The organism is Plantibacter cousiniae (nom. nud.), assembly GCF_977070315.1.
Map to the genome: position 1 here is coordinate 354,669 of NZ_CDRVEU010000003.1, position 23,302 is coordinate 377,970.

Sequence of the window (23,302 nt, forward strand, 5' to 3'; positions counted from 1 at the left end):
GCAATCCTATTAACTTCTTAATAATCCGCTGGCGCGTAGCATTGCCTCCATACCGGGATGACAACTCACCCGACACTCATTGGAGACATCATCATGAAAACCAACACATTGATCTTTGGCCTGGCTATCTCTGTTCTGGCTTCCAGCGCATTTGCACTTCCAGTCACCCACGTTCAAAGCGACCTGTCCAGCGCCACCCTCGTTGCTGAAGGCGGTACCAAACATACCAACGTCGGCTCGATCCGCGTATCTGCTGACGGCGCAGATCACGTCGGTGCCAATCGTCTGGCCGCTGATGGTGCAGATCGTGTAGGTGCCAACCGTCAGGCTGCCGATGGTGCAGACCACGTCGGTGCCAATCGTCTTGCGGCAGACGGTGCAGATCGCGTAGGCGCCAATCGTCTGGGCTGATCGCTCACGCAACATCCCAAGCCCGGCCAATGTCGGGCTTCTTCATGTCTGGCTCAGAGTGAAACACGCGAACTGCTCTGGCATCCTCTGCAAATGCGCAGCACTATGCTGACATCCATTATTGAGCCCATCAGGAACCGAGCATGTCAGACGCTATTCACTCCTACGAGCCTTCCAAGGGTCACGGCCTGCCGCACGACCCGTTCAACGCGATTGTAGGCCCACGCCCGATTGGCTGGATTTCGTCGCAGGATGCCAACGGCAAACTCAACCTGGCACCTTACAGCTTCTTCAATGCGTTCAACTACGTGCCGCCGATCATCGGGTTCTGCAGCGTGGGTCGCAAGGACAGCCTCAATAATATCGAGCAGACCGGCGAGTTCGTCTGGAACCTGGCGACCCGCTCGCTGGCCGAAGCCATGAACCAGAGCTGCGCACCGGTAGCGCCGGATGTCAGCGAATTCGAGCTGGCAAACCTGACACCACTGGCCTCGCAGATCGTCTCGGTGCCGCGTGTACTCGAAACGCCGGTGTCGTTCGAGTGCAAGGTGACGCAGATCATTCAGTTGCAACGCGCCGACAAGGAACTGGTGCCCAGCTGGTTGATTCTGGGCGAGGTCGTGGCGGTGCACATCGACAAGTCACTGCTCAAGGATGGCGTTTACGACACTGCCGCCGCCGAGCCGATTCTGCGCGGCGGCGGCCCGGCGGATTACTTCCAGCTTGGCCCGGAAGCGCTGTTCAAGATGTTCCGCCCAGGCGCCTGATCAGACGTCAGCCCAGACCGGTTCGCCCTCTGCATCAATATCGACCAGCCGCTGCAGCTCTTGCACAGCGGCCAGGTCGGCATCATCGGCGGTCTTGAATTTCTGGTCCGGCAGCAGCGCATGGAAGCGCGGTGCGCCGCCGGCACCCAGCGCCTTTACGGCAATCGCCGCGTTATAACCCTGCTCGGACGGCATCACTGCCGAGACCACTTCAAACCCGTTGTATTCCTTGCGTGCCATGTGTCTCAACCCTGCCAATACGTCAAAGCGCGAATTCTAGCGCGTCTTCCGGTTCGTCCGACATGCGGCATTCAGCGATAACGGCAGCCGACGCAAAACCCAACCTTGTCCTACACTCTAATCAGTTCTTTCAAACTGCTCTGTAGCCGAGGTAAGGAGTGCGTCATGAAAGCAATAACAAGAAAATGCATGGTTGTCGCAGGAGCTCTGGCGGTATTGGCCGTCTACACCGCCGGCGCCTATCGTAACGAACTGGCGCGCCAGGCCCCTTATGTCTCCAGCTGTACGTTTGGCCATTGCGTGCCAACCGATGCCACCTTCAGCGCCTTGCGATGAGGCTCGCACAGCGTGAATTGCATCGCCATTCCGCAAAGGCACCTATCGATTAGCAAGCTATCGGATTAGACTGGCCAGACTCTCCCGCCACACTTGCGGCGGGTCAACACTGCCATCAGGTTTTGCCTTGACCAGTCTTACTCATACGCCTCCGGCCATTCGTAGCATCCTGTTTGCGTTGATGATGGCAGTCCTGCTCAGCGCGCTGGACCAAACCATCGTCGCGGTCTCGATGCCTGCCATTTCCGCCCAGTTCAGGGACATCGATCTACTGGCGTGGGTTATTTCCGCCTACATGGTGTCGCTGACCGTGGCTGTGCCGATCTACGGCAAGCTCGGCGATCTTTACGGGCGACGTAAACTGATGCTGTTCGGGCTGGGGATTTTTACCCTGGCCTCGCTGTTCTGTGGTCTGGCGCAAAGCATGGAACAACTGGTGCTGGCGCGCGTCCTTCAGGGTATCGGTGCGGGCGGGATGGTTTCGGTCAGCCAGGCGATCATCGCCGACATCGTTCCACCTCGTGAGCGCGGCCGTTATCAGGGTTACTTCAGCAGCATGTACGCCGTGGCCAGCGTCGCCGGGCCGGTGCTCGGTGGCCTGATGACTGAATACCTGTCCTGGCGCTGGGTGTTTCTGATCAATCTGCCATTGGGGGCCGCCGCGCTGATCGTCGCGTATCGGACCCTCGTCGGCCTGCCAGTACCGCAACGCAAGCCGATTATCGATTATCTGGGTACCGTGCTGATGATCATCGGCCTGACAGCGCTGCTGCTGGGGATTACCGAGATTGGCCAAGGGCACGGTCTGGACGATACCGAGGTTCAGTTGTTACTGGGCACCGCTCTGCTGACACTGGCTATTTTCGTCTGGTATGAACGTCGCACGGCCGAACCCTTGCTGCCCATGCATCTGTTCACCAACAAGAGCGCGGTGCTGTGCTGGTGCACCGTGTTCTTCACCAGCTTTCAGGCCATCTCCCTGATTGTCCTGATGCCGCTGCGTTACCAGACCGTCACCGGTGGCGGAGCAGACTGCGCCGCCCTGCACTTGCTTCCGCTGGCGATCGGCATGCCGATGGGTGCCTATTTCGCCGGGCGACGCACCGCGCATACCGGGCGCTACAAGCCGCTTATCCTGACCGGTGCGCTGCTGATGCCGATTGCGATTCTGGGCATGGCCTTCACGCCGCCGCAATCGCTGATAGTGATGAGCCTGTTCATGATTCTCACGGGGGTTGCGACCGGCATGCAGTTCCCCACCTCATTGGTGGGCACTCAGAATTCGGTTCAGCCGCGGGATATGGGCGTGGCCACCAGCACGACCAATCTATTCCGCTCGCTGGGTGGCGCCGTGGGCGTGGCACTGATGTCGGCGCTGCTGCTGGCCATGTTGCAGCACACCGGCGTCGGTCAACTCGGTGCAGGGGCGCTGGGTGGCGAAGGCAGCTCCGGCAACGTCCTGCTCGACAGTCTGAACGCGGCCACCGGACCCGCGCTGGAAACCCTGCGCGCCGAACTGGCACTGACCTTCAGAAACCTGCTGATCACCAGCGCGGCCATTTCGCTGCTCGGCCTGGCGGCAGCCGCAGTGATGCCCAATACGCTATTGCGAGGACGGGACTGATTCGCTTCTCGGGCTCAGGAAGGCATCCCGGCCCAGAACCACTGCGTTTTCTTGCTCTTTATATGGGCAAACGCAGGCATCAGTTCGCCCTCATCGAAGTGCCGACGGGAGCCCGACTGAGCGCTGCTGAACCAGCTGCCTGAGCGAGGGCATACTTGCCCGGCATCGACCGGCGGCAGCGGCTTTTCATCGAATCGCGCATACCACTGCGCAGTGGTTTCATCGGTAAAGCCAATTCCTGGAGCCAGGTAGGGATGAAGATTGCCGGTGTCCTGCAAGCGGATTGGCTTGATCATCCTGTTGACCGTCACATAAGGCTTTGGCGGCGGCAGCCCTCGCCCACCCAGCTCGGGCACCTCACCGGCGCGAATGATCAGGCCGTTGCGGTAGGTGTGGAACACGATCTCGCTGTGTGCACTCATCTCGCCGCGCATTTTGTCGCTGCCTCCCAACTGCCTGACGAACGCATCACCGAGCACGGTGTACCAACTGACGCCCTTGATACGGTCCAGCAGACGCAGGCTTTCAATGTGCGGGCCGGGGTCGACCATCAGCCCGCTGTAATCCTGAGCCAGCCGATATTCCCAAGGCAAATACTGATGACCGTCACACGGCAACACGCAGGCAAGACCACCAAAGCCGTGCTCGGCCTGCAGTTCGCTGCTGAGGTACCTGATCCAGTTCTCGTAATGCTTCAACCCCTCGGGCTCGGTCAGATACGACCAGGGCAAGACCATTTTCAGACACGATCGATCGTTGTCGGCCTGCCCCTCCGAGGTGTTCATCACAAACAGGCTGTAGGTGGCGACTTCAGCCTGAGTCGCACTGGCGATAGACCAGATGAACTGCTCGTCTGGCGGACTCTCGACAATCTGACGCCGGGTCGAGGCAAACCCGGTGCCGCTCAGGCGCCGCATGCGTTTGAACAGTTGCCATTTGAGTTTCGTTTTGAACGCGTCATAGAAGCGCGAAAAACAGGCCTCGACGCGACGCTTCATCTCCACGCTGTGGCCGTTGCGAAAATACAGCGTGGTGATCAACCCCAATCGAATGACCGGTGTGCCCAATACGGAATCCATGGCCACACGCTCGGATTGTTGCGTGATCCTGGCCAATAACCTCACAGCGTCAGTTGCAGTGTCCGACATGCTCCGCCCTCCCATTATTCGCGGAAGTCAGGTTTTTGCGCGTGCGTGCATGCCCTTCACAGGTTTTGATCAGCCCGGAAATCTCCCCGCTCATGGGGTAGCCGAGGCCCTGCCCGCCCGATTGGACATCAACGTAACTGGCGATGATTTCAGGGCACATAAGCGCAAGATCCGGCAAAAACATGCAACTTTCCTCTCTTCTGTTCTTTCAGGGGGCGAAGAGTGAAGGGAGTTTTCCTGCGGAGCAATACTCGGAATTTACTTTGGGAAATCAGCTACATGTATCAGGAAATGTCCTACCTGCTTCCTACAATATCTTGTCAGATCAACGCTCGCCGATGCTTGCACGGCGAGCGCAATCCATGAATACCGATAAACGATCGGTAAACCCGCTATATAAGAGGCACGAATTGGAGTTAGGCTCTGCACAGAGTCGCTGGCAGGCGGAACCGGCGGGTGCCGCAGGTCATGTTCAGTCAGACGCCAGTCGTTGAGCGAGTGTCATTGATCAGCAACGTCGGACTGAAGCGCAGCATGTCCAGACACACGTCGACCAGTTGCTCGGCCTCTGCGGGCAACGAGAAGCTGTCCGGGACCAGCAGCCACTGGTAAATGATGCCATTGACGTAGGCAAACAGGGCCACTGCAGCCCGGGCCGTGTCCAGCCCTTTGGGCAATTGTCCCTGGCGTACGGCATTGTTCAGCCCCAGGGTGATACGGTCGTGGCACTGTATGGCGTTGTCCTGGCGCTGACGACGAAAATCACACATCTCGTCGGTAAACTCGCACTTGTGAAACAGGATTTCATTGATGCGACGGGTTTTCGGGTCCAGTGCGAGTTCATGAAACAGGTGAATCAACAGATTTCTCATGCAGCCCAGCGGGTCTTCCTCGTCCTCGCTCTGACTGGCCTCCGCCATTTCGTCGAGAGGCTCCTGAAGACTGTCGAGCATGGCCTGCACCAGATCGGCCTTATTATTGAAGTGCCAATAAATGGCGCCTCGCGTCACACCGGCAAGCGTCGCAATATCAGCCAGCGTGGTGCGGGCGACGCCTCGCTCATAAAAAGCCTGCTCGGCAGCCTCCAGGATCTGGCTGCGAGTGATTTGAGCTTCCTCTTTGGTGCGACGAACCATGGCAATAAGACCTCAAAAAATTCACCTCAGGCACGCGTCTTGCGTCATGCCTTGAGATATGGCCGGGCGGCATTTGTCTCGCCTTGTCCCGAATCGGCTCCCGGCTCCCTGAATAGTGGCCGAATGCGCATTGCGGTGTTTACAAACAGCCGCGAATGTAAGTATATTCCTTAGCATGCTACTTATCTAGCCGAAATATTTTTTTACACTTCAACGTACTGTTGAGATAACAGGCTCCTGCCCCGAGGATCTTCATGCAATTCAAGCCAGCTGTTACCGTTCTGGTCACTGCCGTCGCCCTGGCAACCCTGCTCAGTGGCTGTAGCAAGAAGGAACAGGCCGCCCCGCCTGCGCAAACCCCTCAGGTAGGCGTCGTTACCATCAAAGCACAGCCGTATACCCTGACCACCGAGCTGCCAGGCCGGACCACCGCCTTCCGCGTCGCCGAGGTTCGCCCTCAGGTCAACGGCATCATTCTCAAGCGTCTCTTCACCGAAGGTGGCGATGTCAAAGCCGGTCAGCAGCTCTATCAGATCGACCCCGCTGTCTATGAGGCCAACGCCAACAGCGCCAAGGCCACCCTGCAGTCCGCCAAGTCGATGTCCGATCGCTACAAGCAACTGGTCAGCGAGCAAGCGGTAAGCCGTCAGGAATACGACACGGCGCTGGCCTCCACCCAGGAAGCTCAGGCTACCCTGCAGACCGCCCAGATCAACCTGCGCTACACCAAGGTGCTGGCCCCTATTTCCGGCCGTATCGGTCGCTCTGCGGTGACTGAAGGCGCATTGGTGGGCAGCGCGCAGACCGACGCGATGGCAACCATCCAGCAGCTCGATCCAATCTATGTCGACGTGGTGCAGTCGTCTGCCGACATGCTCAAGCTGCGCAGCGATCTGGACAGCGGCAAGCTGCAGAAAGCCGGCGACAACGCCGCCAAGGTCAAGCTGACACTGGAAGACAACAGCGTCTACGGCCAGGAAGGCAAACTGGAATTCGCCGAAGTGTCGGTTGACCAGACCACCGGCTCCGTGACCCTGCGTGCCGTGTTCCCGAACCCTGAACACCGTCTGCTGCCGGGCATGTTCGTTCACGCCCAATTGCAGGCTGGCGTCAACTCGAAAGCCATTCTGGCACCGCAGCAAGGCGTGACCCGCGATCTGAAAGGCACGCCGACCGCCATGGTCGTCAATCAGGACAACAAGGTTGAAATGCGTACGCTGGTGGCCAATCGCACCGTGGGCAGCGACTGGCTGATCGAAGACGGCCTGAAGGAAGGCGATCGCGTCATCACCGAAGGCTTGCAGTACGTCAAACCCGGCGCCGAAGTGAAAGTCGCCGAAGCGACCAACGTCAAAGGAGCAAACCCGGCACCTGCCCCGGCCACTGATAAAGCCGCAGGCAGCAAAGGGGAGTAACCCATGTCGAAATTTTTTATTGATCGACCCATTTTTGCCTGGGTTATTGCCCTCGTGATCATGCTGGTCGGCGCGCTGTCGATCTCCAGCCTGCCGATCAATCAGTACCCGAGCATCGCACCGCCGGCCATCGGTATCCAGGTCACCTATCCGGGCGCGTCTGCCCAGACGGTGCAGGACACGGTGGTTCAGGTCATCGAGCAACAGCTCAACGGTATCGATAACCTGCGTTATGTCAGCTCGGAAAGTAACTCCGACGGCAGCATGACCATCACGGCGACCTTCAATCAGGGCACCAACCCGGATACGGCGCAGGTGCAGGTACAGAACAAGCTCAACCTCGCCACCCCGCTGCTGCCGCAGGAAGTGCAGCAACAGGGTATCCGCGTCACCAAGGCAGTGAAGAACTTCCTGATGGTGATCGGCCTGGTGTCGGAAGACGGCAGCATGGGCAAAGAAGACCTGGCCAACTACATCGTGTCGAACATGCAGGACCCGATCTCGCGGACCTCCGGTGTGGGTGACTTCCAGGTGTTCGGTTCGCAGTACGCCATGCGTATCTGGCTCGATCCGGCCAAGCTGAACAACTTCCAGCTGACGCCAGTGGACGTGAAAGACGCGATCACCGCGCAGAACGTCCAGGTGTCGTCCGGCCAGTTGGGCGGCCTGCCATCGATCAGCGGCCAGCAGTTGAACGCCACGATCATCGGCAAGACCCGTCTGCAGACCGCCGAGCAGTTCGGCAATATCTTCCTCAAGGTCAACACCGACGGCTCGCAGGTTCGCCTGAAAGACGTCGCCACCGTGGGCCTGGGCGCAGAGAACTACAGCACCGACTCGCAGTTCGACGGCAAACCGGCTTCCGGTCTGGCCATCAAGCTCGCCACCGGCGCCAACGCACTGGACACCGCCAAGGCCATCCGCGCGACCGTTTCCTCGCTGGAGCCGTTCTTCCCGCCTGGCATGAAAGTCGTGTACCCGTATGACACCACACCGGTGGTCAGCGAATCGATCAACGGCGTGGTGCACACCCTGATCGAAGCGATCGTGCTGGTGTTCCTGGTGATGTACCTGTTCCTGCAGAACTTCCGCGCAACCATCATCACCACGATGACGGTTCCGGTGGTCTTGCTGGGTACGTTCGGTATCCTCGCCGCCTTCGGCTTCACCATCAACACCCTGACCATGTTCGGTATGGTGCTGGCCATCGGCTTGCTGGTGGACGATGCGATTGTCGTGGTGGAAAACGTCGAGCGGGTCATGGAGGAGGAAAAGCTCTCCCCGCGCGACGCCACGATCAAATCCATGACTCAGATTCAGGGCGCGCTGGTCGGTATTGCACTGGTGCTCTCGGCGGTTCTGTTGCCAATGGCGTTCTTCGGCGGCTCCACCGGGGTGATCTACAAGCAGTTCTCGATCACCATCGTCTCGGCCATGGCCCTGTCGGTCGTGGTCGCGCTGATCTTCACCCCGGCGCTGTGCGCCACCATGCTCAAGCCCATCGATCACGAGAAGCACGGGCAACCGAAACGTGGTTTCTTCGGCTGGTTCAACCGCACCTTCGACCGCAGCGTTCTGAGTTACGAGCGCGGCGTCGGCAACATGCTCAAGCACAAGTGGCCTGCGTATCTGGGTTACATACTGATCTGTGCGGGCATGGTGTTCATGTTCATGCGTATTCCGGCTGCGTTCCTGCCCGAAGAAGACCAGGGCGTTATCTTCGCCCAGATCCAGACACCGGCCGGCTCCTCGACCGCGCGTACGCAGGAAGTCATCGATCAGATGCGTGAGTACCTGCTGACCAAGGAAAGCGGCGCAGTGAAGTCGGTGTTCTCGGTAAACGGCTTCAACTTCGCGGGCCGCGGTCAAAGCTCGGCGATTGCTTTCGTGATGCTCAAGCCGTGGGAGGAGCGTGATTCCAACAACAGCGTCTTCGAACTGGCCAAACGGGCTCAGGGCTATTTCTTCAGCCTGCGCGACGCGATGGTGTTTGCGGTCGTCCCGCCTTCGGTACTCGAACTGGGTAACGCAACCGGCTTCGACGTTTACTTGCAGGATCAGGGCGGCGTGGGTCACGACAAGCTGATGGAAGCGCGTAACCAGTTCCTCGGCATGGCCGCACAGAGCAAGATTCTGGCGGGTGTACGTCCGAACGGGCTGAACGACGAACCGCAGTACCAACTGATCATCGACGATGAGCGCGCCAGTGCATTGGGCATCACTCTGTCGGACATCAACAACACCTTGTCCATCGCGTTGGGTGGCAGCTACGTCAACGACTTCATCGACCGTGGCCGTGTGAAGAAGGTGTACATCCAGGGCGATGCAGGTGCGCGTATGACACCTGAAGACCTGAAGAAATGGTACGTGCGCAACAGCGCGGGTGAGATGGTGCCGTTCTCGGCCTTCGCCAGCGGCAAATGGTCCTACGGCTCGCCGAAACTGTCACGCTACAACGGCGTGGCGGCAGAGGAAGTGCTCGGTACTCCCGCCCCTGGTTACAGCAGCGGCGAGGCAATGGCTGAAGTCGAGGCGCTGGCCAAGAAGCTGCCACAAGGCATCGGCATTTCGTGGACCGGTCTGTCCTACGAGGAACGCCTGTCCGGATCGCAGGCCCCTGCCCTGTATGCCCTGTCGTTGCTGGTAGTGTTTCTCTGTCTGGCGGCGCTGTATGAAAGCTGGTCGATTCCGATCGCGGTCATCCTCGTGGTGCCACTGGGGGTTATCGGTGCACTGATGGCAACCAGCCTGCGCGGTCTGTCCAACGACGTGTTTTTCCAGGTCGGGCTGCTGGTGACGGTAGGTCTGGCGGCGAAAAACGCCATTCTGATCGTCGAGTTCGCCAAAGAGCTTCACGAACAGGGCAAGAGCCTGGTCGACTCGGCGATCGAGGCCTGCCGCATGCGTCTGCGCCCGATCATCATGACCTCCATGGCCTTCATCCTCGGCGTTGTACCGCTGGCGATTTCCTCGGGCGCAGGTTCGGGCAGTCAGCATTCGATCGGTACAGGCGTAATTGGCGGTATGATCACCGCAGTTATTCTGGCGATCTTCTGGGTGCCCCTGTTCTTCGTAACGGTTTCGGGGCTCTTCAAGAGCAAGCAGAAACATATTTCACACGATGAGGCTGGCCAATGAGCAAGTCATTGATCTCACTTGCAGTTACCGCGTTCATTCTCGGCGGCTGCTCTTTGATCCCCGATTACAAGCAGCCGGAAGCACCGGTCGCCGCACAATATCCGCAAGGGCCGGCGTACTCGCCGGTCGAAGGCGCCAAAATGGCCGCCGCGGAACAAGGCTGGCGGCACTTCTTCAATGACCCGGCGCTGCAACAGCTGATTCAGACTGCACTGCTCAACAACCGTGACCTGCGGGTTGCGGCGCTGAACATCGACGCCTACCGCGCCCAGTACCGTATCCAGCGCTCGGACCTGTTCCCTGCTGTTTCGGCCACCGGCAGCGGTACACGTCAGCGCGTGCCAGCCGACCAGTCGCAAACCGGTCAGTCCGGCATCACCAGCAGCTACTCGGCCAGCCTGGGCGTCAGCTCGTACGAGCTGGACCTCTTCGGCCGGGTCCGCAGCCTCAGCGAGCAGGCGCTGGAGACCTACTTTGCCAGCGAGGAAGCGCGTCGCAGCACCCAGATCAGTCTGGTGGCCAGCGTCGCCAATGCCTACATGACCTGGCAGGCCGACAAGGAACTGCTCAAGCTGACGCAGGACACCCTGAAGACCTACGAAGAAAGCTTCCGTCTGACCTCGCGTGCCAGCGAAGTCGGCGTTTCTTCGGCACTGGACCTGAGCCAGTCGCGCACCGCCGTCGAAAGCGCGCGTGCCAAACTGGCCCAGTACCAGCGCCTGGTTGCCCAGGATCAGAACAGCCTGGTGCTGCTGCTCGGCACCAGCCTGCCTGACAATCTGCCGGCCAGCCACTTGCTCGATTCCGACATGCTGACCGAAATGCCGGCAGGCCTGCCGTCCGACCTGCTGCAGCGTCGTCCGGACATTCTGGAGGCCGAGCACTCGCTCAAGGCGGCCAACGCCAACATCGGCGCGGCACGTGCAGCGTTCTTCCCGAGCATCAGCCTGACGGCCAGTGCCGGGACCAGCAGCAGCGAGCTGTCCGGCCTGTTCAAGGGCGGATCGGGTGCCTGGCTGTTCCAGCCAAGCATCAACATCCCGATCTTCAACGCCGGCAACCTGCGCGCCAGCCTGGACTACTCGAAAATCCAGAAGGAAATCAGCGTCGCCAACTACGAGAAGGCGATTCAGACCGCCTTCCAGGAAGTGTCCGACGGCCTGGCCTCACGCAAGACCTATGACGAGCAGCTCCAGGCGCAACGCGACTTCGTCGCAGCCAACCAGGACTACTACCGTCTGGCCGAGCGTCGCTACCGGATCGGCATCGACAGCAACCTGACCTTCCTCGACGCCCAGCGCTCGCTGTTCAGTGCGCAGCAAACGCTGATCACCGATCGCCTGTCGCAGCTGACCAGCGAGGTCAACCTGTACAAGGCCCTCGGCGGCGGCTGGTATGAAAGAACCGGACAGACCGAAACCATCTCCAAGGAGAAGCCTTCGGTTCAGCTGTTCTGATTGACAGCGGCACACAAAAAAACCACCTGATCAGGTGGTTTTTTTGTGGCCGAAACAAACCCTGCGATCAATGATCCTGATGCAGGTACTTGGGCTCTTTGGGCAAGCGCAGACTGAACAGGAACGCTACCGCCATCATGGCCGTCACGTACCAGTAAAAACTGTTCTCCATCCCGGCACTCTTGAGTTTCAGCGCAACCCACTCAGCCGAGCCACCGAACATCGCGTTGGCCACCGCATACGCCAGCCCGACGCCCAGTGCGCGAACCTGAGGTGGAAACATCTCGGCTTTGACCAGCCCGCTGATCGAGGTGTAGAAGCTGACGATCGCCAGTGCCAGGGTAATCAGCACAAAGGCAATGAACGGGTTGGTGGTGGTCTTGAGCGTCATCAGGATCGGCACTGTACACAGCGTACCCAGCGCACCGAACAGAAGCATCGAATTGCGACGGCCGATGCGGTCCGCGAGCATGCCGAAAAACGGTTGCATGCACATGTACAGAAACAGCGCGCCGGTCATGATGTAGCTGGCGGTCTTGGCTTCCATGCCTCCGGTGTTGACCAGGTATTTCTGCATGTAGGTCGTGAAGGTGTAGAAAATCAGCGAGCCACCGGCGGTGTAACCCAGCACTGTGATGAAGGCTGCGGCATGATGCTTGAACAGTGCCGCGATACTGCCGGCGTCCTTGTCCTGCCGGCTTTCGGCTGTGGTGGTTTCGTTGAGGGTGCGACGCAGCAGCAAGGCGATGACCGCTGCGGCAGCACCGATCACGAAGGGGATGCGCCAGCCGTAGTCACGCAACTCTTCGGTGGTCAGGAATTGCTGGAGGATGACCACCGTCAACACCGCCAGCAGTTGCCCGCCGATCAGAGTCACGTACTGAAACGAAGCATAAAAGCCACGCTGGCCACGCAACGCCACTTCACTCATGTAAGTGGCCGTGGTGCCGTACTCGCCACCCACCGACAGGCCTTGCAGCAGGCGCGCCATCAGCAACAAGGCCGGCGCCCAGGCACCAATCGATGCATAGGTCGGCAGGCAGGCAATGATCAATGATCCGGCACACATCATGGTGACCGAAATCAGCATGGAGTTCTTGCGACCATGTTTGTCTGCGACACGACCAAACAGCCAGCCGCCAATCGGACGCATCAGAAAGCCAGCGGCAAACACACCTGCAGTGTTGAGCAACTGAACGGTCGGATCATCGGAAGGAAAGAAAGCCGGTGCGAAATAAATCGCGCAGAAGGCGTAGATATAAAAGTCGAACCATTCGACCAGGTTGCCGGATGAAGCACCGACAATGGCGAAAATTCTTTTGCTTCGCTCCTCGCCGGTGTAATGCGGTGCTTTTGATGTTGTAGTCATTATTTTCCCCAAGCAGAACTGTCCATAAGAAACAATCTGTAACACCGTCTTTAATCGAGCACAATAAGTCAGAGCAATTCAGCCACCAGGAAAAATCGGCAGGGTTGAACATCCAGTGCCCGGACGAACAACAACCCGGATCATCGGCCCGCCTTTTCGTGGAGGCAGACAAACGATCCGGGTTGCTGGACAACAGGTTGAAACGGGAGGGCTTACCGCTCGATGGCCAGCGCCAGCCCCTGCCCGACGCCGACGCACATGGTTGCCAGGCCTCTGCGCCCGCCGGTTTTCTCCAGATGATGCAGCGCCGTCAGCACCAGCCGCGCGCCACTCATGCCCAGCGGGTGGCCAAGGGCAATTGCCCCGCCGTTGGGATTGACCTGCGGCGCGTCGTCCGCCAGACCCAGTTCGCGCAGCACCGCAATACCTTGGCTGGCAAATGCTTCATTGAGTTCGATGACATCGAAATCGGTCACCGCCAAGCCCAGCCGCTCGACCAGTTTACGCACCGCTGGCACCGGGCCAATGCCCATCACCCGAGGTGCAACCGCCGCGCTGGCCATGCCAAGCACGCGGGCACGGGGTGTCAGGCCATGCTTTTTCACCGCTTCGGCCGACGCTAGAATCAGCGCCGCAGCACCGTCGTTGACCCCGGACGCATTACCGGCAGTCACTGTGCGGTCCGGGCCGTTGACCGGCTTGAGTTTGCTCAGGGTTTCCAGACTGGTATCGCCACGCGGATGCTCATCCTTGTCGACAATGGTTTCGCCCTTTTTGTGCGCGACCCGCACCGGCACGATCTCTTCCTCGAAAAAGCCCGCAGCCTGGGCAACGGCAGTGCGTTGCTGGCTGCGCAGGGCGAAAGCGTCCTGATCGCCTCGAGAAATCCTGAAGTCGATTGCAACGTTGTCGCCTGTCTCGGGCATTGAGTCCACGCCGTACTGCGCTTTCATCGCCGGATTGATAAAGCGCCAACCGATGGTGGTGTCTTCCAGCTTCATGTTGCGCGAAAACGCGGCATCGGCCTTGCCCATCACGAAGGGCGCACGAGACATCGACTCGACGCCTCCGGCGATTGCCAGCTCGATTTCACCTGACGCGATGGCCCGGAAAGCGGTGCCGATGGCGTCCATTCCGGAAGCACACAGGCGATTGAGGGTGACGCCTGGTACGCTTTCCGGCAGCCCGGCCAACAGAGCAGCCATGCGCGCAACGTTACGGTTGTCCTCGCCGGCCTGGTTGGCACAGCCGAAGAACACTTCGTCGATCTCTTCCCAGTTGACCGACGGGTTGCGCTCCATCAGCGCCTTGATCGGCACCGCGGCCAGGTCGTCTGCACGCACTGAAGACAACCCGCCACCAAACCGACCGATGGGCGTACGAATCGCATCGCAAATGAATACTTCACGCATCACGCTTCTCCTGCAACCTGGCCGTGAGCCGCAGCGGTTCGTGCTTCCAGATCACGCAGCGCCGTCAGTTCGACATCAGTAGGCTCTTCGGACACAACAACGGTGTCGGCAAAGCGGATCGCCCAGCCGGTTGCGGCAATAACCTGCTCGCGGGTCACGCCAGGGTGCAGCGTGGTCACGACGAACTCATGGGTGCCGGCTTCCGGCTCCATGATGCACAGGTCGGTGATAATGCCCACCGGGCCAGCACCGGGCAGACCCAGACGCTTGCGCGAATCGCCGCCTTCGCCATGGCCAACCGAGGTGATGAAGTCCAGCTTGTCGACGAACGAACGCGCCGACTGCTTGAGAATGATCAGCACTGACTTGGCCGACCCGGCGATCTCCGGCGCACCACCGGCTCCCGGCAGACGCACTTTTGGATGATGGTAATCGCCGACCACGGTGGTGTTGATGTTGCCGAAACGGTCGACCTGCGCCGCGCCGAGAAAGCCGACATCGACACGGCCGCCCTGCAGCCAGTAACGAAAGATTTCGCTGGTGGATACCACTGTGTCTGCGGTTTCAGCCAACTCGCCATCACCGATAGACAGCGGCAACACCGTGGGCTTGGCGCCGATCGGACCCGACTCGTAGATCAGTACCACGTCGGGCGCAGAGGTCAGACGTGCCAGATTCGCCGCCTTCGAAGGCAGGCCGATGCCGACGAAGCACACAGAACCATTACGCAAGCGACGGGCTGCGGCAACGGTCATCATTTCACTGGTGGAGTAAGTCATTATTTGGCCTCCGAAGCGCGAGCCAGCTTGCTCTGGAATTCACTGAAGTCTGCGGTGCCGTGGATGTATTCATCGATCCACGCCGTGAACGTCTCCCGGTCTCGGGCGATCGGGTCCCAGGCCTGATAGAACGGATTGTCACGCTCGTAGTAGCCGTGCGCATAAGACGGGTGAGCGCCACCTGGCACCAGGCACACCGCACTCAGCGCCCAGGTTGGCAGCACGCAGGAATTCATCGGTGCCTTGAGGTCATCGACGATTTCCTCCACCGTCACAATGCAACGCTTCGCAGCCAGCGCGGCTTCTTTCTGCGCACCGAGAATGCCCCACAACAGCACGTTGCCCTTGCGGTCGGCTTTCTGCGCATGAATCACGGTGACGTCGGGACGTACCGAAGGCACCGCTGCCAATACTTCGCCGGTGAACGGGCAGGTGACCGTCTTGATCAGCGGGTTGACCTTCGGCAGGTCGGACCCGGCATAAGCGCGCAGCACCGCAAACGGCAGACCTGACGCGCCAGCGACATAGGCGTTGGCGAGGTCGGCGTGGCTGTGCTCTTCAATTTCCATTTCACGCGGCCACTGTTTTTCAACGGCATCGCGCAAACGGTGCAAGGAGCCAACCCCAGGGTTGCCGCCCCACGAAAAAATCAGCCGCTTCGCACAACCGGCGCCGATCAACTGATCGTAGATCAGGTCAGGCGTCATGCGCACCAGGGTCAGGTCTTTTTTACCCTGACGGATGATTTCATGGCCGGCGGCCGTGGGGATCAGATGAGTGAAGCCTTCCAGCGCAACGGTGTCGCCATCGTTGACCAGTTGCTTCACCGCATCGCGTAGAGAAAGAATGTCTGCCATGAGGTGCTCCGAACCCAACATCACGTTCAATGATCAGCGCGAAGACCTGCGCCGGAATGAAAATGAGGTTATGCCTGAGCACGAGGGCAAACAATCCGATAATCGACTAAACGTTCGGTAATCGAACGAATTCAATCAGTCGAAAACACGGCCACGTCAGGTAAACAGTTGCGTGCTCAGGTCACGACTGGCATCGAGCATGATCGGCAAAAAGCGCTGCTCCAGCTCGCTGCGTGCCACACGCCCGGCACTGGTGCTGACATTCAGCGCGGCCAGCACCTGGCCCGACGCATCATAGACCGGCACGGCAATCGAACGCAGCCCCTGCTCCAGTTCCTGATCGACAATGCACCAGCCCTGCTGCCGAACCAGTTGCAGACATTCGAGCAAGGCTTCCGGCGTGCGAATGGTGCGGCTGGTCTTAGGCTGGAGATCCACATGGTCAAGGTATTCATGCAACGACACGTCATCGAGTGCGGCCAGCAGAATGCGGCCCATGGACGTGCAGTACGCGGGAAGACGGCCGCCCACGGAGAGGTCGACCGAGATCAGCCGCTGCGTCGTGGCAGAGCGCGCTATATAAAGAATGTCGTCGCCTTCCAGCGTGGCCATGTTGCACGCCTCATGCAACTGGTCACTCATACGGTCCAGATAAGGCTGCGAAGACGTTGCCAGTGGCGTCGATGACAAATAGGCGTGGCCCAGGGTCAGCACCTTGGGCAGTAGCGAGTAGGTACGGCCGTCAGTGGTCGCATAACCGAGCTTGATCAGCGTGTGAAGGCAACGGCGAACTGCCGCGCGGGGGATTTCCGTGCGATGGCTGATCTGCGCAATGGTCAGGTGCCGCTTGCGCTCTTGAAAGGCGTGAATCACGGCCAGCCCACGCGCCAGCGACGTCATGAAATCCGGGTCACCGGTCAGCGCCTGAATGCGCTTTGCGGGCGATGCCACGATGGGCGGTGCCAATGAGGCAAAAGATTTACGCAGTTCGTCGTTCATTGACACACCTTATGTAACTGCCTTGAAGCCCTGTAAACCGCAGGTTTCAGCACTTTTTAGAGAAGCGAAACCCGCACCCACCTGTGCGATTATCGAACAGGTGGCCGATAATCGCAATTGACCCCATGTAAATATACTTATACCTTTACCTCTGCCATGAAGTGACTTCTTGGAAATACTGGTCAGGTACCCACTGAGAAGTCCAAGGCAGCGGCCTTGCTCACCAAGCAAGGCCGTTTTCATTATTCAGGCACCTTCCGCGCGACCGACGCTTGCGACCCCCTCCTCGTCATCACGTTCCCGTTCTGTGCCCGCCGCGTAACTCCACACATCCTGCATATAAAAGGCATTGAATTTCTTCGCCAACATTTTGTCGTCGAAAGTGAAAACTGTTTTATAAAACTTATGTCATATAAACGGCTCACTGAAACTTCGGAACAATCGTACAAAAAAACCAGACCTGTGAACTCATTCAACCTCTGTTGTTGACGTAGCAGAAGTTCTTGGAGATAGTATCCGTCAGTTGGTCGGCACTACCCTCGCAACGATTGATCCGTTCACCCGATTCCCGCCTCGACTGTCCTGTCGGCGCGTTGTCGCGGTGCACCCTCGCAGCGAGACCTTAAGCAGGCCTGCCAGCGCAAGCCCTGCGCTTGAAATCAAACGAGTGTCGCTACGACAGGTGTTTTTCTCTGGTGCACGTAGCCGCAGACAACAACAGGCATGTCCGGTAAACCTTTCGCGCAATTGTCCGAACAGGTCGCTGACTGTATTGGGTATACAGCCAGACTGGAGTGAACATACTTGCAATGTTTTGCGTCATCGCCAGAGCCCATTCGACTCAAACAGGTATTAAAGTGACTAAAGATGAACTGCGCGCGGAACTTGAGCGCCAGGAGCAACGCTACAAGGATGTCTACGGCGGTGAAATCACCACCTACGCCGCGCAACCGGAACCAGAACGCAAGCCCTGGCGCAAAAGAGCCAGCCTGCTGGACCAAGCGTTCAAGCAAGAACTGCAAAAAATGGAAGAAGGCCTGAAAGAAGAGCCGTGACAGCGCGGGTCTGATGACCCTGCCCGATTCGCCTCTCACTTCCAGCACCCTGAATTACACGCCTTACTGCCTCATTGAGCATTCAACGGGGCGGCGCTCATGCGTCTTTTTTTTGGTTTGAGGCGACACCTGGCGGTGACGACAAGTCGTTCGGTATTTTTTCTGTCATAATCGCGCCCCCTTCAGACCCGGTCAGAAAACCTACATGATCGATTTATTCAGCGGGCTTGATGCCTGGGTGCTTGTGAGCCTGTTGCTCGCCCTGGCTTTCGTCCTCACCTTCGAGTTCATCAACGGCTTTCATGACACCGCCAACGCGGTGGCGACAGTCATTTACACCAAAGCGATGCCGCCTCATCTGGCCGTGTTCTTTTCCGGTGTATTCAACTTTCTCGGCGTGTTGCTGGGCGGCGTAGGCGTTGCCTATGCCATCGTCCATCTGCTGCCGGTCGAGCTGCTCATCAACGTCAACACCGGACATGGCCTGGCCATGGTGTTCTCGCTGCTGGCGGCGGCGATTACCTGGAACCTCGGTACCTGGTACTTCGGTATTCCGGCCTCCAGTTCGCATACGCTGATCGGCTCGATACTCGGTGTGGGTCTGGCCAATGCGCTGCTCAACGATATCCCGTTGGCCGATGGCGTGAACTGGCAAAAAGCGATCGATATCGGTGCTTCGCTGGTGTTCTCGCCGCTGGCCGGCTTTATAGTTGCGGGTCTGGTGCTGGTTGCCCTGAAATGGTGGCGCCCGCTGTCGAAGATGCACAAGACCCCCGACCAGCGCCGCAAGCTGGACGACAAGAAGCACCCGCCGTTCTGGAACCGTCTGGTGCTGGTCATTTCCGCCATGGCGGTCAGCTTCGTACACGGTTCGAATGACGGCCAGAAAGGCATTGGCCTGATCATGCTGGTGCTGATCGGTATCGTGCCCAGCCAGTTCGTGCTTGACCTCACCAGCACCACCTATCAGATCGAACGTACCCGCGATGCGACCCAGCACCTGAGCCAGTTCTATCAGCGCAACAGCAGCACGCTGGGTGAATATCTGGCGATGGGTAAAGCTGAAAAAGGCGACCTGCCGTCCAGCTCCGCCTGTAATCCGAAGCAGACCGAACCTACCATCGACGCGCTGCTCGACCGCCTGAAAGGCGTGTCCGACTACCACGCGCTGGCCCCTGAAAGCCGCATCGAAGTACGTCGCTATCTGTTGTGCCTGGACGACACCGCCCGCAAAGTCGGCAAACTTCCGGACCTGTCTGCGCGTGAAAAATCCGACCTGGAAAAACTTCGCAAGGACCTGACCACCACCACCGAATACGCACCGTTCTGGGTGATTCTCGCAGTGGCACTGGCGCTGGGCATCGGCACCATGGTCGGCTGGAAACGCGTGGTCCTGACAATCGGCGAGAAGATCGGCAAGCAGGGCATGACTTACGCACAAGGCATGTCGGCGCAAATCACCACCGCCTGCGCGATCGGTCTGGCCAACGTGTTCAGTCTGCCAGTCTCCACCACGCACATTCTGTCTTCAGGTGTAGCTGGCACCATGGTCGCCAACAAGAGCGGCCTGCAAGGCGGAACCGTGCGCACCATCCTGCTGGCCTGGGTGCTGACCCTGCCGGCGACCGTCGCCTTGTCCGCAGCGCTGTTCTGGCTGGCTTCCAAAGCCCTGGCCTGATCTGAAACCCTTTGGGCGGTGCATGCACGGCGCCGCTCAAGGGTTTGACTCACTTCCCCTCTTGCGTCCCCTCCTTTTCAAGCCCTTCATCAGGCGCTTGCGCTTGCTGCAGCTCGCGCCACAGTGCTGCGGCTCCGTCGAAATCAGTGCCGTTTTCCGCAGTCAGTTCAGCAGGGTCATAGCGGCTCAGGCAGCCTTCGCCAAGCGTTGCAGGAGCGGTGGAAGTGGCTTTGTCGAGAGGATCGGTCATTGGCGGTCACCTTGCGCGTTGCACCATTGCCGACATTGAGTCGGGAGCGCGACGGGCGCGCTCCGGAAAAGATAGATCAGTCGAAGACGACTGTCTTGTTGTCGTGAACCAGAACGCGGTCTTCCAGGTGAGCGCGCAGGCCGCGGGCCAGCACCATTTTTTCCACGTCGCGGCCGAAACGAACCATGTTTTCGATGCTGTCACGGTGGCTGACGCGCACGACGTCCTGCTCGATGATCGGACCGGCGTCGAGCTCTTCGGTCACATAGTGACAGGTCGCACCGATCAGTTTGACGCCACGCAACGAGGCCTGGTGATAAGGCTTGGCGCCGACGAACGATGGCAGGAAGCTGTGGTGGATATTGATGACCTGATGGGCATATTCACGGCACAGCTGTGGCGGCAGGATCTGCATGTAACGCGCCAGAACCACGACGTCGGCCTGGTGATGACCGACCAGACGCGATACCTCGGCGAACGCAGGCTCCTTGTCTTTCGGGTCCACCGGAACATGGTAGTAAGGGATGTCATGCCACTCGACCATGCTGCGCAGGTCCTGGTGGTTTGAAATCACACAGGCGATGTCGCAGTCGAGTTCGTCACTGTGCCAACGGTGCAGCAGGTCAGCCAAACAGTGCGATTCACGACTTGCCATGAGCACGACGCGCTTCTTCTGCGCCGAGTCGGTAATGCGCCAGTCCATCGAAAACTCTTCGGCGATCGGCGTGAAGGCTTCACGGAACCCGTCCAGGTCAAAAGGCAGGGTGTCGGCACGAATCTCGTGACGCATGAAAAACCAGCCGCTGAGATTGTCAGAATGATGACTCGCTTCGGTGATCCAGCCGTTATGGGACGCCAGAAAGTTACTGACTTTGGCAACGATGCCTACACGGTCCGGGCAAGCAATCACCAGACGAAAAGTGCGCATTAGGGAAAACTCCAGAACTTCGCAAAGCCGCTATTCTAGCGGCTGCGCAGCAAAACTGCAGTATCTCTGTTGCCTGAATTCAGATGCCGAAAAAGCACACCGCCAAGGCCAAAGATTGCACCTTGCCAGTATGGGTTTTTACGGGGTCCGCCGCTAAACAAAACCTGTAATAAGGAGGGCTTTATAGCGGCGATCTTTTGAAGGACGCACGGCCCACCCCTAGTTCAGAGGTCTGTAGGACGCGTGTATATTGCTAAATAATTCAAATAAAACTTTTATTTAATGTTTACTTGCTCATTTACAGTGACTATTATTGCCGCACTGTATCCCTGCAACCCTCACAACATAAGGTCTCCTCATGTCCCTGATCAACGAATACCGCGCCACAGAAGAAGCCATCAAAGAACTGCAAGCCCGTTTGAAGAACCTGTCGCAAGACGACAAACTGCAAACCGAGCTGGAATTCGAAGGCAAACTGCGCACGCTGATGGGCGAATACCAAAAGTCGCTGCGTGACATCATTGCCCTGCTGGATCCGGATGCCAAGGTAAACAAGGCCCCTCGTGGCGGCGCTGTTAAACCTGCCGGCACCAAACGCGCGCGCAAGGTCAAGCAATACAAGAACCCGCACAACGGTGAAGTCATCGAAACCAAAGGTGGCAACCACAAGACGCTGAAAGAGTGGAAAGCCAAGTGGGGCAGCGACGACGTTGAAAGCTGGGCCACTTTGCTGGGCTAAGCTTCACAAGGTCGCGGTTCATCGCGATTGCAAAAACGCCAGCTTGCTGGCGTTTTTTATTGCCCGGTATTTTCTATACGCCCAGACGGTTACTCAGTTCGTTTGCATAATCCTGCCATTGCCGCAACACCTCCAACTGCTCTGGCGCGGCACTAAGGGAGCATTCTATCAATGCGGCCGTAAAGTCATGCAGGGTGTTGGGAGCGCCCCATTCCGGGCTGCGCAATCGCTGCTGACAGAAATCCCGCCAGCGTGTTTGCTCTTCGCCACTCAAGGTGTCAGGAAAGTTACGAGCGCGATACCGGAATAACAATTCAGGCAATCGGGCATCATCAAACGGCCAGGCGTCACGCGCCAATTGTTCGGGTTCGGCCTGCCGAACTTGCTCACACAGTCGACGATCACGGTCCCCCATAAAACCATCATATAACTGCTGTTCGGGATCTTCACTTGCGGCGAAATCGTCCTTGCCGTAAACGGCCGCCAGTTTATCGTGCCAAACTTCGCGGTGTTCACTCAATTGCGTTGCGCGCGCCTGATAGCCGGCCATGTCCAGTTGCAGCCGCTGCTGATCTTCGCTACGCAGCACCCCCAGCGGCGCGATCACCGGGCAGCGGTTTATATGCAATAGTTTGAGCGGCACGGGCAATTCGCCGTCGCCCAGCGCGTCGTGCCGCGTATATAAACGCCGTTTGAGTATTTCAGCGTCCTCGTGCAACAACGGTGAATGATCCAGGTGCAGATCACACACGATCAGCGCATTGCGATTATGCGGGTGCCATGCCAACGGCAGCACCACGCCGAGGTAATTGCGCGCCGCAGAAAAGCGTCCGGAAATATGCACCAGAGGCTGCATCAGGCGAACCTGCTCCTGGACTTTCTGTTTGCTGCGCAATGCAAACAAATAGTCATAAAGCTTCGGCTGCTTTTCACGAATCAAACGGGCCAGAGCAATAGTTGCACGCACATCGGATAACGCGTCGTGCGCCTGTCCATGATCAATACCATTGGCAGCCGTCAGCCGCTCCAGTTTCAGCGTGACCCGACCGTCCTGTTCCGGCCAGACAATGCCATCGGGGCGCAATGCATAGGCAGCCCGGACAACATCGATCAGATCCCAGCGACTGTTGCCCCCCTGCCATTCGCGGGCATAGGGGTCGAAGAAGTTGCGATAAAAACTGTAGCGCGTGACTTCGTCATCAAAACGCAAGGTGTTGTAACCCGCGCCACAGGTACCCGGTGCCGACAGTTCGGCATGTACGCGCGTCATGAAATCGGCCTCGCACAAGCCTTTTTCTACCAGCGTGGCTGGAGTGATTCCGGTAATCATGCAGGCGGCAGGATGAGGCAGGATGTCATCGCTGAGCTGGCAGTGCAGATTGACCGGAGCCGCGATTTCATTGAGGTCGGTATCCGTGCGAATCCCGGCCATCTGCAGCGCACGATCATTGCGCGGGTTGATACCGGTGGTTTCGTAGTCGTACCAGAAGATGCTGGAAGTCACGGGCTGATCCTGAACAAAAGACCCGCGAAGTGTAGGGCGTGACAGGTGTCATTGGCTAAT

The 23,302-nt window shown here is 58.7% G+C and carries 22 protein-coding genes; 10 read left to right on the forward strand and 12 right to left on the reverse strand.

Annotated features, from left to right (window positions below; genetic code table 11):
- The first annotated feature begins 93 nt into the window (after positions 1–93).
- Entirely contained in the window at positions 94–411 is a 318-nt protein-coding gene (locus ACW55A_RS08380) for a hypothetical protein (protein ID WP_003363807.1), read from the forward strand.
- Between the two features lie 143 nt (positions 412–554).
- Positions 555–1,178: a flavin reductase family protein gene (locus ACW55A_RS08385; RefSeq protein WP_003406312.1), complete on the forward strand. Its 624-nt coding sequence runs from the start codon at positions 555–557 to the stop codon at positions 1,176–1,178.
- On the opposite strand, the gene ACW55A_RS08390 is transcribed toward ACW55A_RS08385, so the two are convergent.
- Positions 1,179–1,418 (reverse strand): hypothetical protein, encoded by a 240-nt coding sequence (locus ACW55A_RS08390; RefSeq protein WP_498810902.1) that lies wholly within the window; start codon positions 1,416–1,418, stop codon positions 1,179–1,181. It lies immediately after the preceding gene.
- A 165-nt stretch (positions 1,419–1,583) separates the two neighbouring features.
- Here ACW55A_RS08390 and ACW55A_RS08395 point away from each other — a divergent pair, with 165 nt between their 5' ends.
- A complete protein-coding gene (locus tag ACW55A_RS08395; RefSeq protein WP_164989056.1) occupies positions 1,584–1,754 on the forward strand; it encodes a hypothetical protein in 171 nt (56 codons plus the stop codon).
- 127 nt (positions 1,755–1,881) lie between these two features.
- The gene (locus ACW55A_RS08400) at positions 1,882–3,378 is read left to right on the forward strand and encodes an MDR family MFS transporter (protein ID WP_498810901.1); all 1,497 of its coding nucleotides are present in this window, start codon (positions 1,882–1,884) and stop codon (positions 3,376–3,378) included.
- Between the two features lie 14 nt (positions 3,379–3,392).
- Here ACW55A_RS08400 and ACW55A_RS08405 read toward each other — a convergent pair whose 3' ends face one another.
- From ACW55A_RS08405 to pmeR, 3 genes are all read right to left on the reverse strand, one after another.
- Positions 3,393–4,526, reverse strand: coding sequence for a DUF3396 domain-containing protein (locus ACW55A_RS08405; RefSeq protein ID WP_032609153.1), 1,134 nt, complete (start codon positions 4,524–4,526; stop codon positions 3,393–3,395).
- A complete protein-coding gene (locus ACW55A_RS08410) occupies positions 4,507–4,710 on the reverse strand; it encodes a hypothetical protein (RefSeq protein ID WP_003363818.1) in 204 nt (67 codons plus the stop codon). The genes ACW55A_RS08405 and ACW55A_RS08410 overlap by 20 nt, the downstream gene beginning before the upstream one ends.
- Positions 4,711–5,002: 292 nt before the next feature.
- Positions 5,003–5,662 carry an auxin-lysine conjugate-binding transcriptional regulator PmeR gene (pmeR, locus tag ACW55A_RS08415; RefSeq protein WP_003363819.1) on the reverse strand — a complete coding sequence of 220 codons (660 nt, stop codon included), beginning with the start codon at positions 5,660–5,662 and terminating at the stop codon, positions 5,003–5,005.
- 254 nt (positions 5,663–5,916) lie between these two features.
- Between pmeR and ACW55A_RS08420 the strand changes: the two genes are divergently transcribed.
- From ACW55A_RS08420 to ACW55A_RS08430, 3 genes are read left to right on the forward strand one after another with little or no spacing between them, the layout of a single operon-like run.
- Positions 5,917–7,077, forward strand: coding sequence for an efflux RND transporter periplasmic adaptor subunit (locus ACW55A_RS08420; protein ID WP_498810900.1), 1,161 nt, complete (start codon positions 5,917–5,919; stop codon positions 7,075–7,077).
- Between the two features lie 3 nt (positions 7,078–7,080).
- Positions 7,081–10,215, forward strand: coding sequence for an efflux RND transporter permease subunit (locus ACW55A_RS08425; RefSeq protein ID WP_044308897.1), 3,135 nt, complete (start codon positions 7,081–7,083; stop codon positions 10,213–10,215).
- Complete coding sequence (locus ACW55A_RS08430; RefSeq protein WP_003431378.1) at positions 10,212–11,672, forward strand: AdeC/AdeK/OprM family multidrug efflux complex outer membrane factor; 1,461 nt, start codon at positions 10,212–10,214, stop codon at positions 11,670–11,672. Before ACW55A_RS08425 ends, ACW55A_RS08430 begins: the two co-directional genes overlap by 4 nt.
- Positions 11,673–11,739: 67 nt before the next feature.
- Here ACW55A_RS08430 and ACW55A_RS08435 read toward each other — a convergent pair whose 3' ends face one another.
- The 5 genes from ACW55A_RS08435 to pcaR all read right to left on the reverse strand — a co-directional run bounded on the left by ACW55A_RS08435 (position 11,740) and on the right by pcaR (position 17,088).
- Complete coding sequence (locus ACW55A_RS08435) at positions 11,740–13,041, reverse strand: MFS family transporter (protein WP_058408078.1); 1,302 nt, start codon at positions 13,039–13,041, stop codon at positions 11,740–11,742.
- A gap of 212 nt (positions 13,042–13,253) precedes the next feature.
- The gene (gene pcaF / locus ACW55A_RS08440; RefSeq protein WP_455808465.1) at positions 13,254–14,453 is read right to left on the reverse strand and encodes a 3-oxoadipyl-CoA thiolase; all 1,200 of its coding nucleotides are present in this window, start codon (positions 14,451–14,453) and stop codon (positions 13,254–13,256) included.
- On the reverse strand, positions 14,453–15,232 hold the full coding sequence (locus tag ACW55A_RS08445; RefSeq protein ID WP_003363836.1) for a CoA-transferase subunit beta: 780 nt from the start codon (positions 15,230–15,232) through the stop codon (positions 14,453–14,455). The genes pcaF and ACW55A_RS08445 overlap by 1 nt, the downstream gene beginning before the upstream one ends.
- A complete protein-coding gene (locus tag ACW55A_RS08450; protein WP_003363839.1) occupies positions 15,232–16,089 on the reverse strand; it encodes a CoA transferase subunit A in 858 nt (285 codons plus the stop codon). The genes ACW55A_RS08445 and ACW55A_RS08450 overlap by 1 nt, the downstream gene beginning before the upstream one ends.
- Positions 16,090–16,245: 156 nt before the next feature.
- Complete coding sequence (pcaR, locus tag ACW55A_RS08455) at positions 16,246–17,088, reverse strand: pca regulon transcriptional regulator PcaR (protein ID WP_003363842.1); 843 nt, start codon at positions 17,086–17,088, stop codon at positions 16,246–16,248.
- 857 nt (positions 17,089–17,945) lie between these two features.
- Between pcaR and ACW55A_RS08460 the strand changes: the two genes are divergently transcribed.
- Positions 17,946–18,143 carry a hypothetical protein gene (locus ACW55A_RS08460; protein WP_002554967.1) on the forward strand — a complete coding sequence of 66 codons (198 nt, stop codon included), beginning with the start codon at positions 17,946–17,948 and terminating at the stop codon, positions 18,141–18,143.
- A 205-nt stretch (positions 18,144–18,348) separates the two neighbouring features.
- Entirely contained in the window at positions 18,349–19,821 is a 1,473-nt protein-coding gene (locus tag ACW55A_RS08465; RefSeq protein ID WP_003363847.1) for an inorganic phosphate transporter, read from the forward strand.
- A 49-nt stretch (positions 19,822–19,870) separates the two neighbouring features.
- Here ACW55A_RS08465 and ACW55A_RS08470 read toward each other — a convergent pair whose 3' ends face one another.
- Together ACW55A_RS08470 and purU are read right to left on the reverse strand one after the other, a co-directional pair.
- On the reverse strand, positions 19,871–20,071 hold the full coding sequence (locus tag ACW55A_RS08470; RefSeq protein ID WP_455808464.1) for a hypothetical protein: 201 nt from the start codon (positions 20,069–20,071) through the stop codon (positions 19,871–19,873).
- Between the two features lie 76 nt (positions 20,072–20,147).
- Positions 20,148–20,999, reverse strand: coding sequence for a formyltetrahydrofolate deformylase (purU, locus tag ACW55A_RS08475; RefSeq protein ID WP_003363851.1), 852 nt, complete (start codon positions 20,997–20,999; stop codon positions 20,148–20,150).
- 358 nt (positions 21,000–21,357) lie between these two features.
- Between purU and mvaT the strand changes: the two genes are divergently transcribed.
- On the forward strand, positions 21,358–21,738 hold the full coding sequence (gene mvaT / locus ACW55A_RS08480) for a histone-like nucleoid-structuring protein MvaT (protein ID WP_002554971.1): 381 nt from the start codon (positions 21,358–21,360) through the stop codon (positions 21,736–21,738).
- Positions 21,739–21,811: 73 nt separating this feature from the next.
- Here the strand turns inward: mvaT and sbcB are convergent, their stop codons facing one another.
- Positions 21,812–23,242 carry an exodeoxyribonuclease I gene (gene sbcB / locus ACW55A_RS08485; RefSeq protein ID WP_003431386.1) on the reverse strand — a complete coding sequence of 477 codons (1,431 nt, stop codon included), beginning with the start codon at positions 23,240–23,242 and terminating at the stop codon, positions 21,812–21,814.
- Between the last annotated feature and the right edge of the window lie 60 nt (positions 23,243–23,302).

Excerpts from the sequence above, each read along its gene's own strand:
- ACW55A_RS08380 (WP_003363807.1), top strand. The coding sequence starts at position 94 with ATGAAAACCAACACATTGATCTTTGGCCTGGCTATCTCTGTTCTGGCT.
- ACW55A_RS08385 (WP_003406312.1), top strand. The coding sequence starts at position 555 with ATGTCAGACGCTATTCACTCCTACGAGCCTTCCAAGGGTCACGGCCTG.
- ACW55A_RS08390 (WP_498810902.1), bottom strand. The coding sequence starts at position 1,418 with ATGGCACGCAAGGAATACAACGGGTTTGAAGTGGTCTCGGCAGTGATG.
- ACW55A_RS08395 (WP_164989056.1), top strand. The coding sequence starts at position 1,584 with ATGAAAGCAATAACAAGAAAATGCATGGTTGTCGCAGGAGCTCTGGCG.
- ACW55A_RS08405 (WP_032609153.1), bottom strand. The coding sequence starts at position 4,526 with ATGTCGGACACTGCAACTGACGCTGTGAGGTTATTGGCCAGGATCACG.
- ACW55A_RS08410 (WP_003363818.1), bottom strand. The coding sequence starts at position 4,710 with ATGTTTTTGCCGGATCTTGCGCTTATGTGCCCTGAAATCATCGCCAGT.
- pmeR (WP_003363819.1), bottom strand. The coding sequence starts at position 5,662 with ATGGTTCGTCGCACCAAAGAGGAAGCTCAAATCACTCGCAGCCAGATC.
- ACW55A_RS08420 (WP_498810900.1), top strand. The coding sequence starts at position 5,917 with ATGCAATTCAAGCCAGCTGTTACCGTTCTGGTCACTGCCGTCGCCCTG.
- ACW55A_RS08425 (WP_044308897.1), top strand. The coding sequence starts at position 7,081 with ATGTCGAAATTTTTTATTGATCGACCCATTTTTGCCTGGGTTATTGCC.
- ACW55A_RS08430 (WP_003431378.1), top strand. The coding sequence starts at position 10,212 with ATGAGCAAGTCATTGATCTCACTTGCAGTTACCGCGTTCATTCTCGGC.
- ACW55A_RS08435 (WP_058408078.1), bottom strand. The coding sequence starts at position 13,041 with ATGACTACAACATCAAAAGCACCGCATTACACCGGCGAGGAGCGAAGC.
- pcaF (WP_455808465.1), bottom strand. The coding sequence starts at position 14,453 with ATGCGTGAAGTATTCATTTGCGATGCGATTCGTACGCCCATCGGTCGG.
- ACW55A_RS08445 (WP_003363836.1), bottom strand. The coding sequence starts at position 15,232 with ATGACTTACTCCACCAGTGAAATGATGACCGTTGCCGCAGCCCGTCGC.
- ACW55A_RS08450 (WP_003363839.1), bottom strand. The coding sequence starts at position 16,089 with ATGGCAGACATTCTTTCTCTACGCGATGCGGTGAAGCAACTGGTCAAC.
- pcaR (WP_003363842.1), bottom strand. The coding sequence starts at position 17,088 with ATGAACGACGAACTGCGTAAATCTTTTGCCTCATTGGCACCGCCCATC.
- ACW55A_RS08465 (WP_003363847.1), top strand. The coding sequence starts at position 18,349 with ATGATCGATTTATTCAGCGGGCTTGATGCCTGGGTGCTTGTGAGCCTG.
- ACW55A_RS08470 (WP_455808464.1), bottom strand. The coding sequence starts at position 20,071 with ATGACCGATCCTCTCGACAAAGCCACTTCCACCGCTCCTGCAACGCTT.
- purU (WP_003363851.1), bottom strand. The coding sequence starts at position 20,999 with ATGCGCACTTTTCGTCTGGTGATTGCTTGCCCGGACCGTGTAGGCATC.
- mvaT (WP_002554971.1), top strand. The coding sequence starts at position 21,358 with ATGTCCCTGATCAACGAATACCGCGCCACAGAAGAAGCCATCAAAGAA.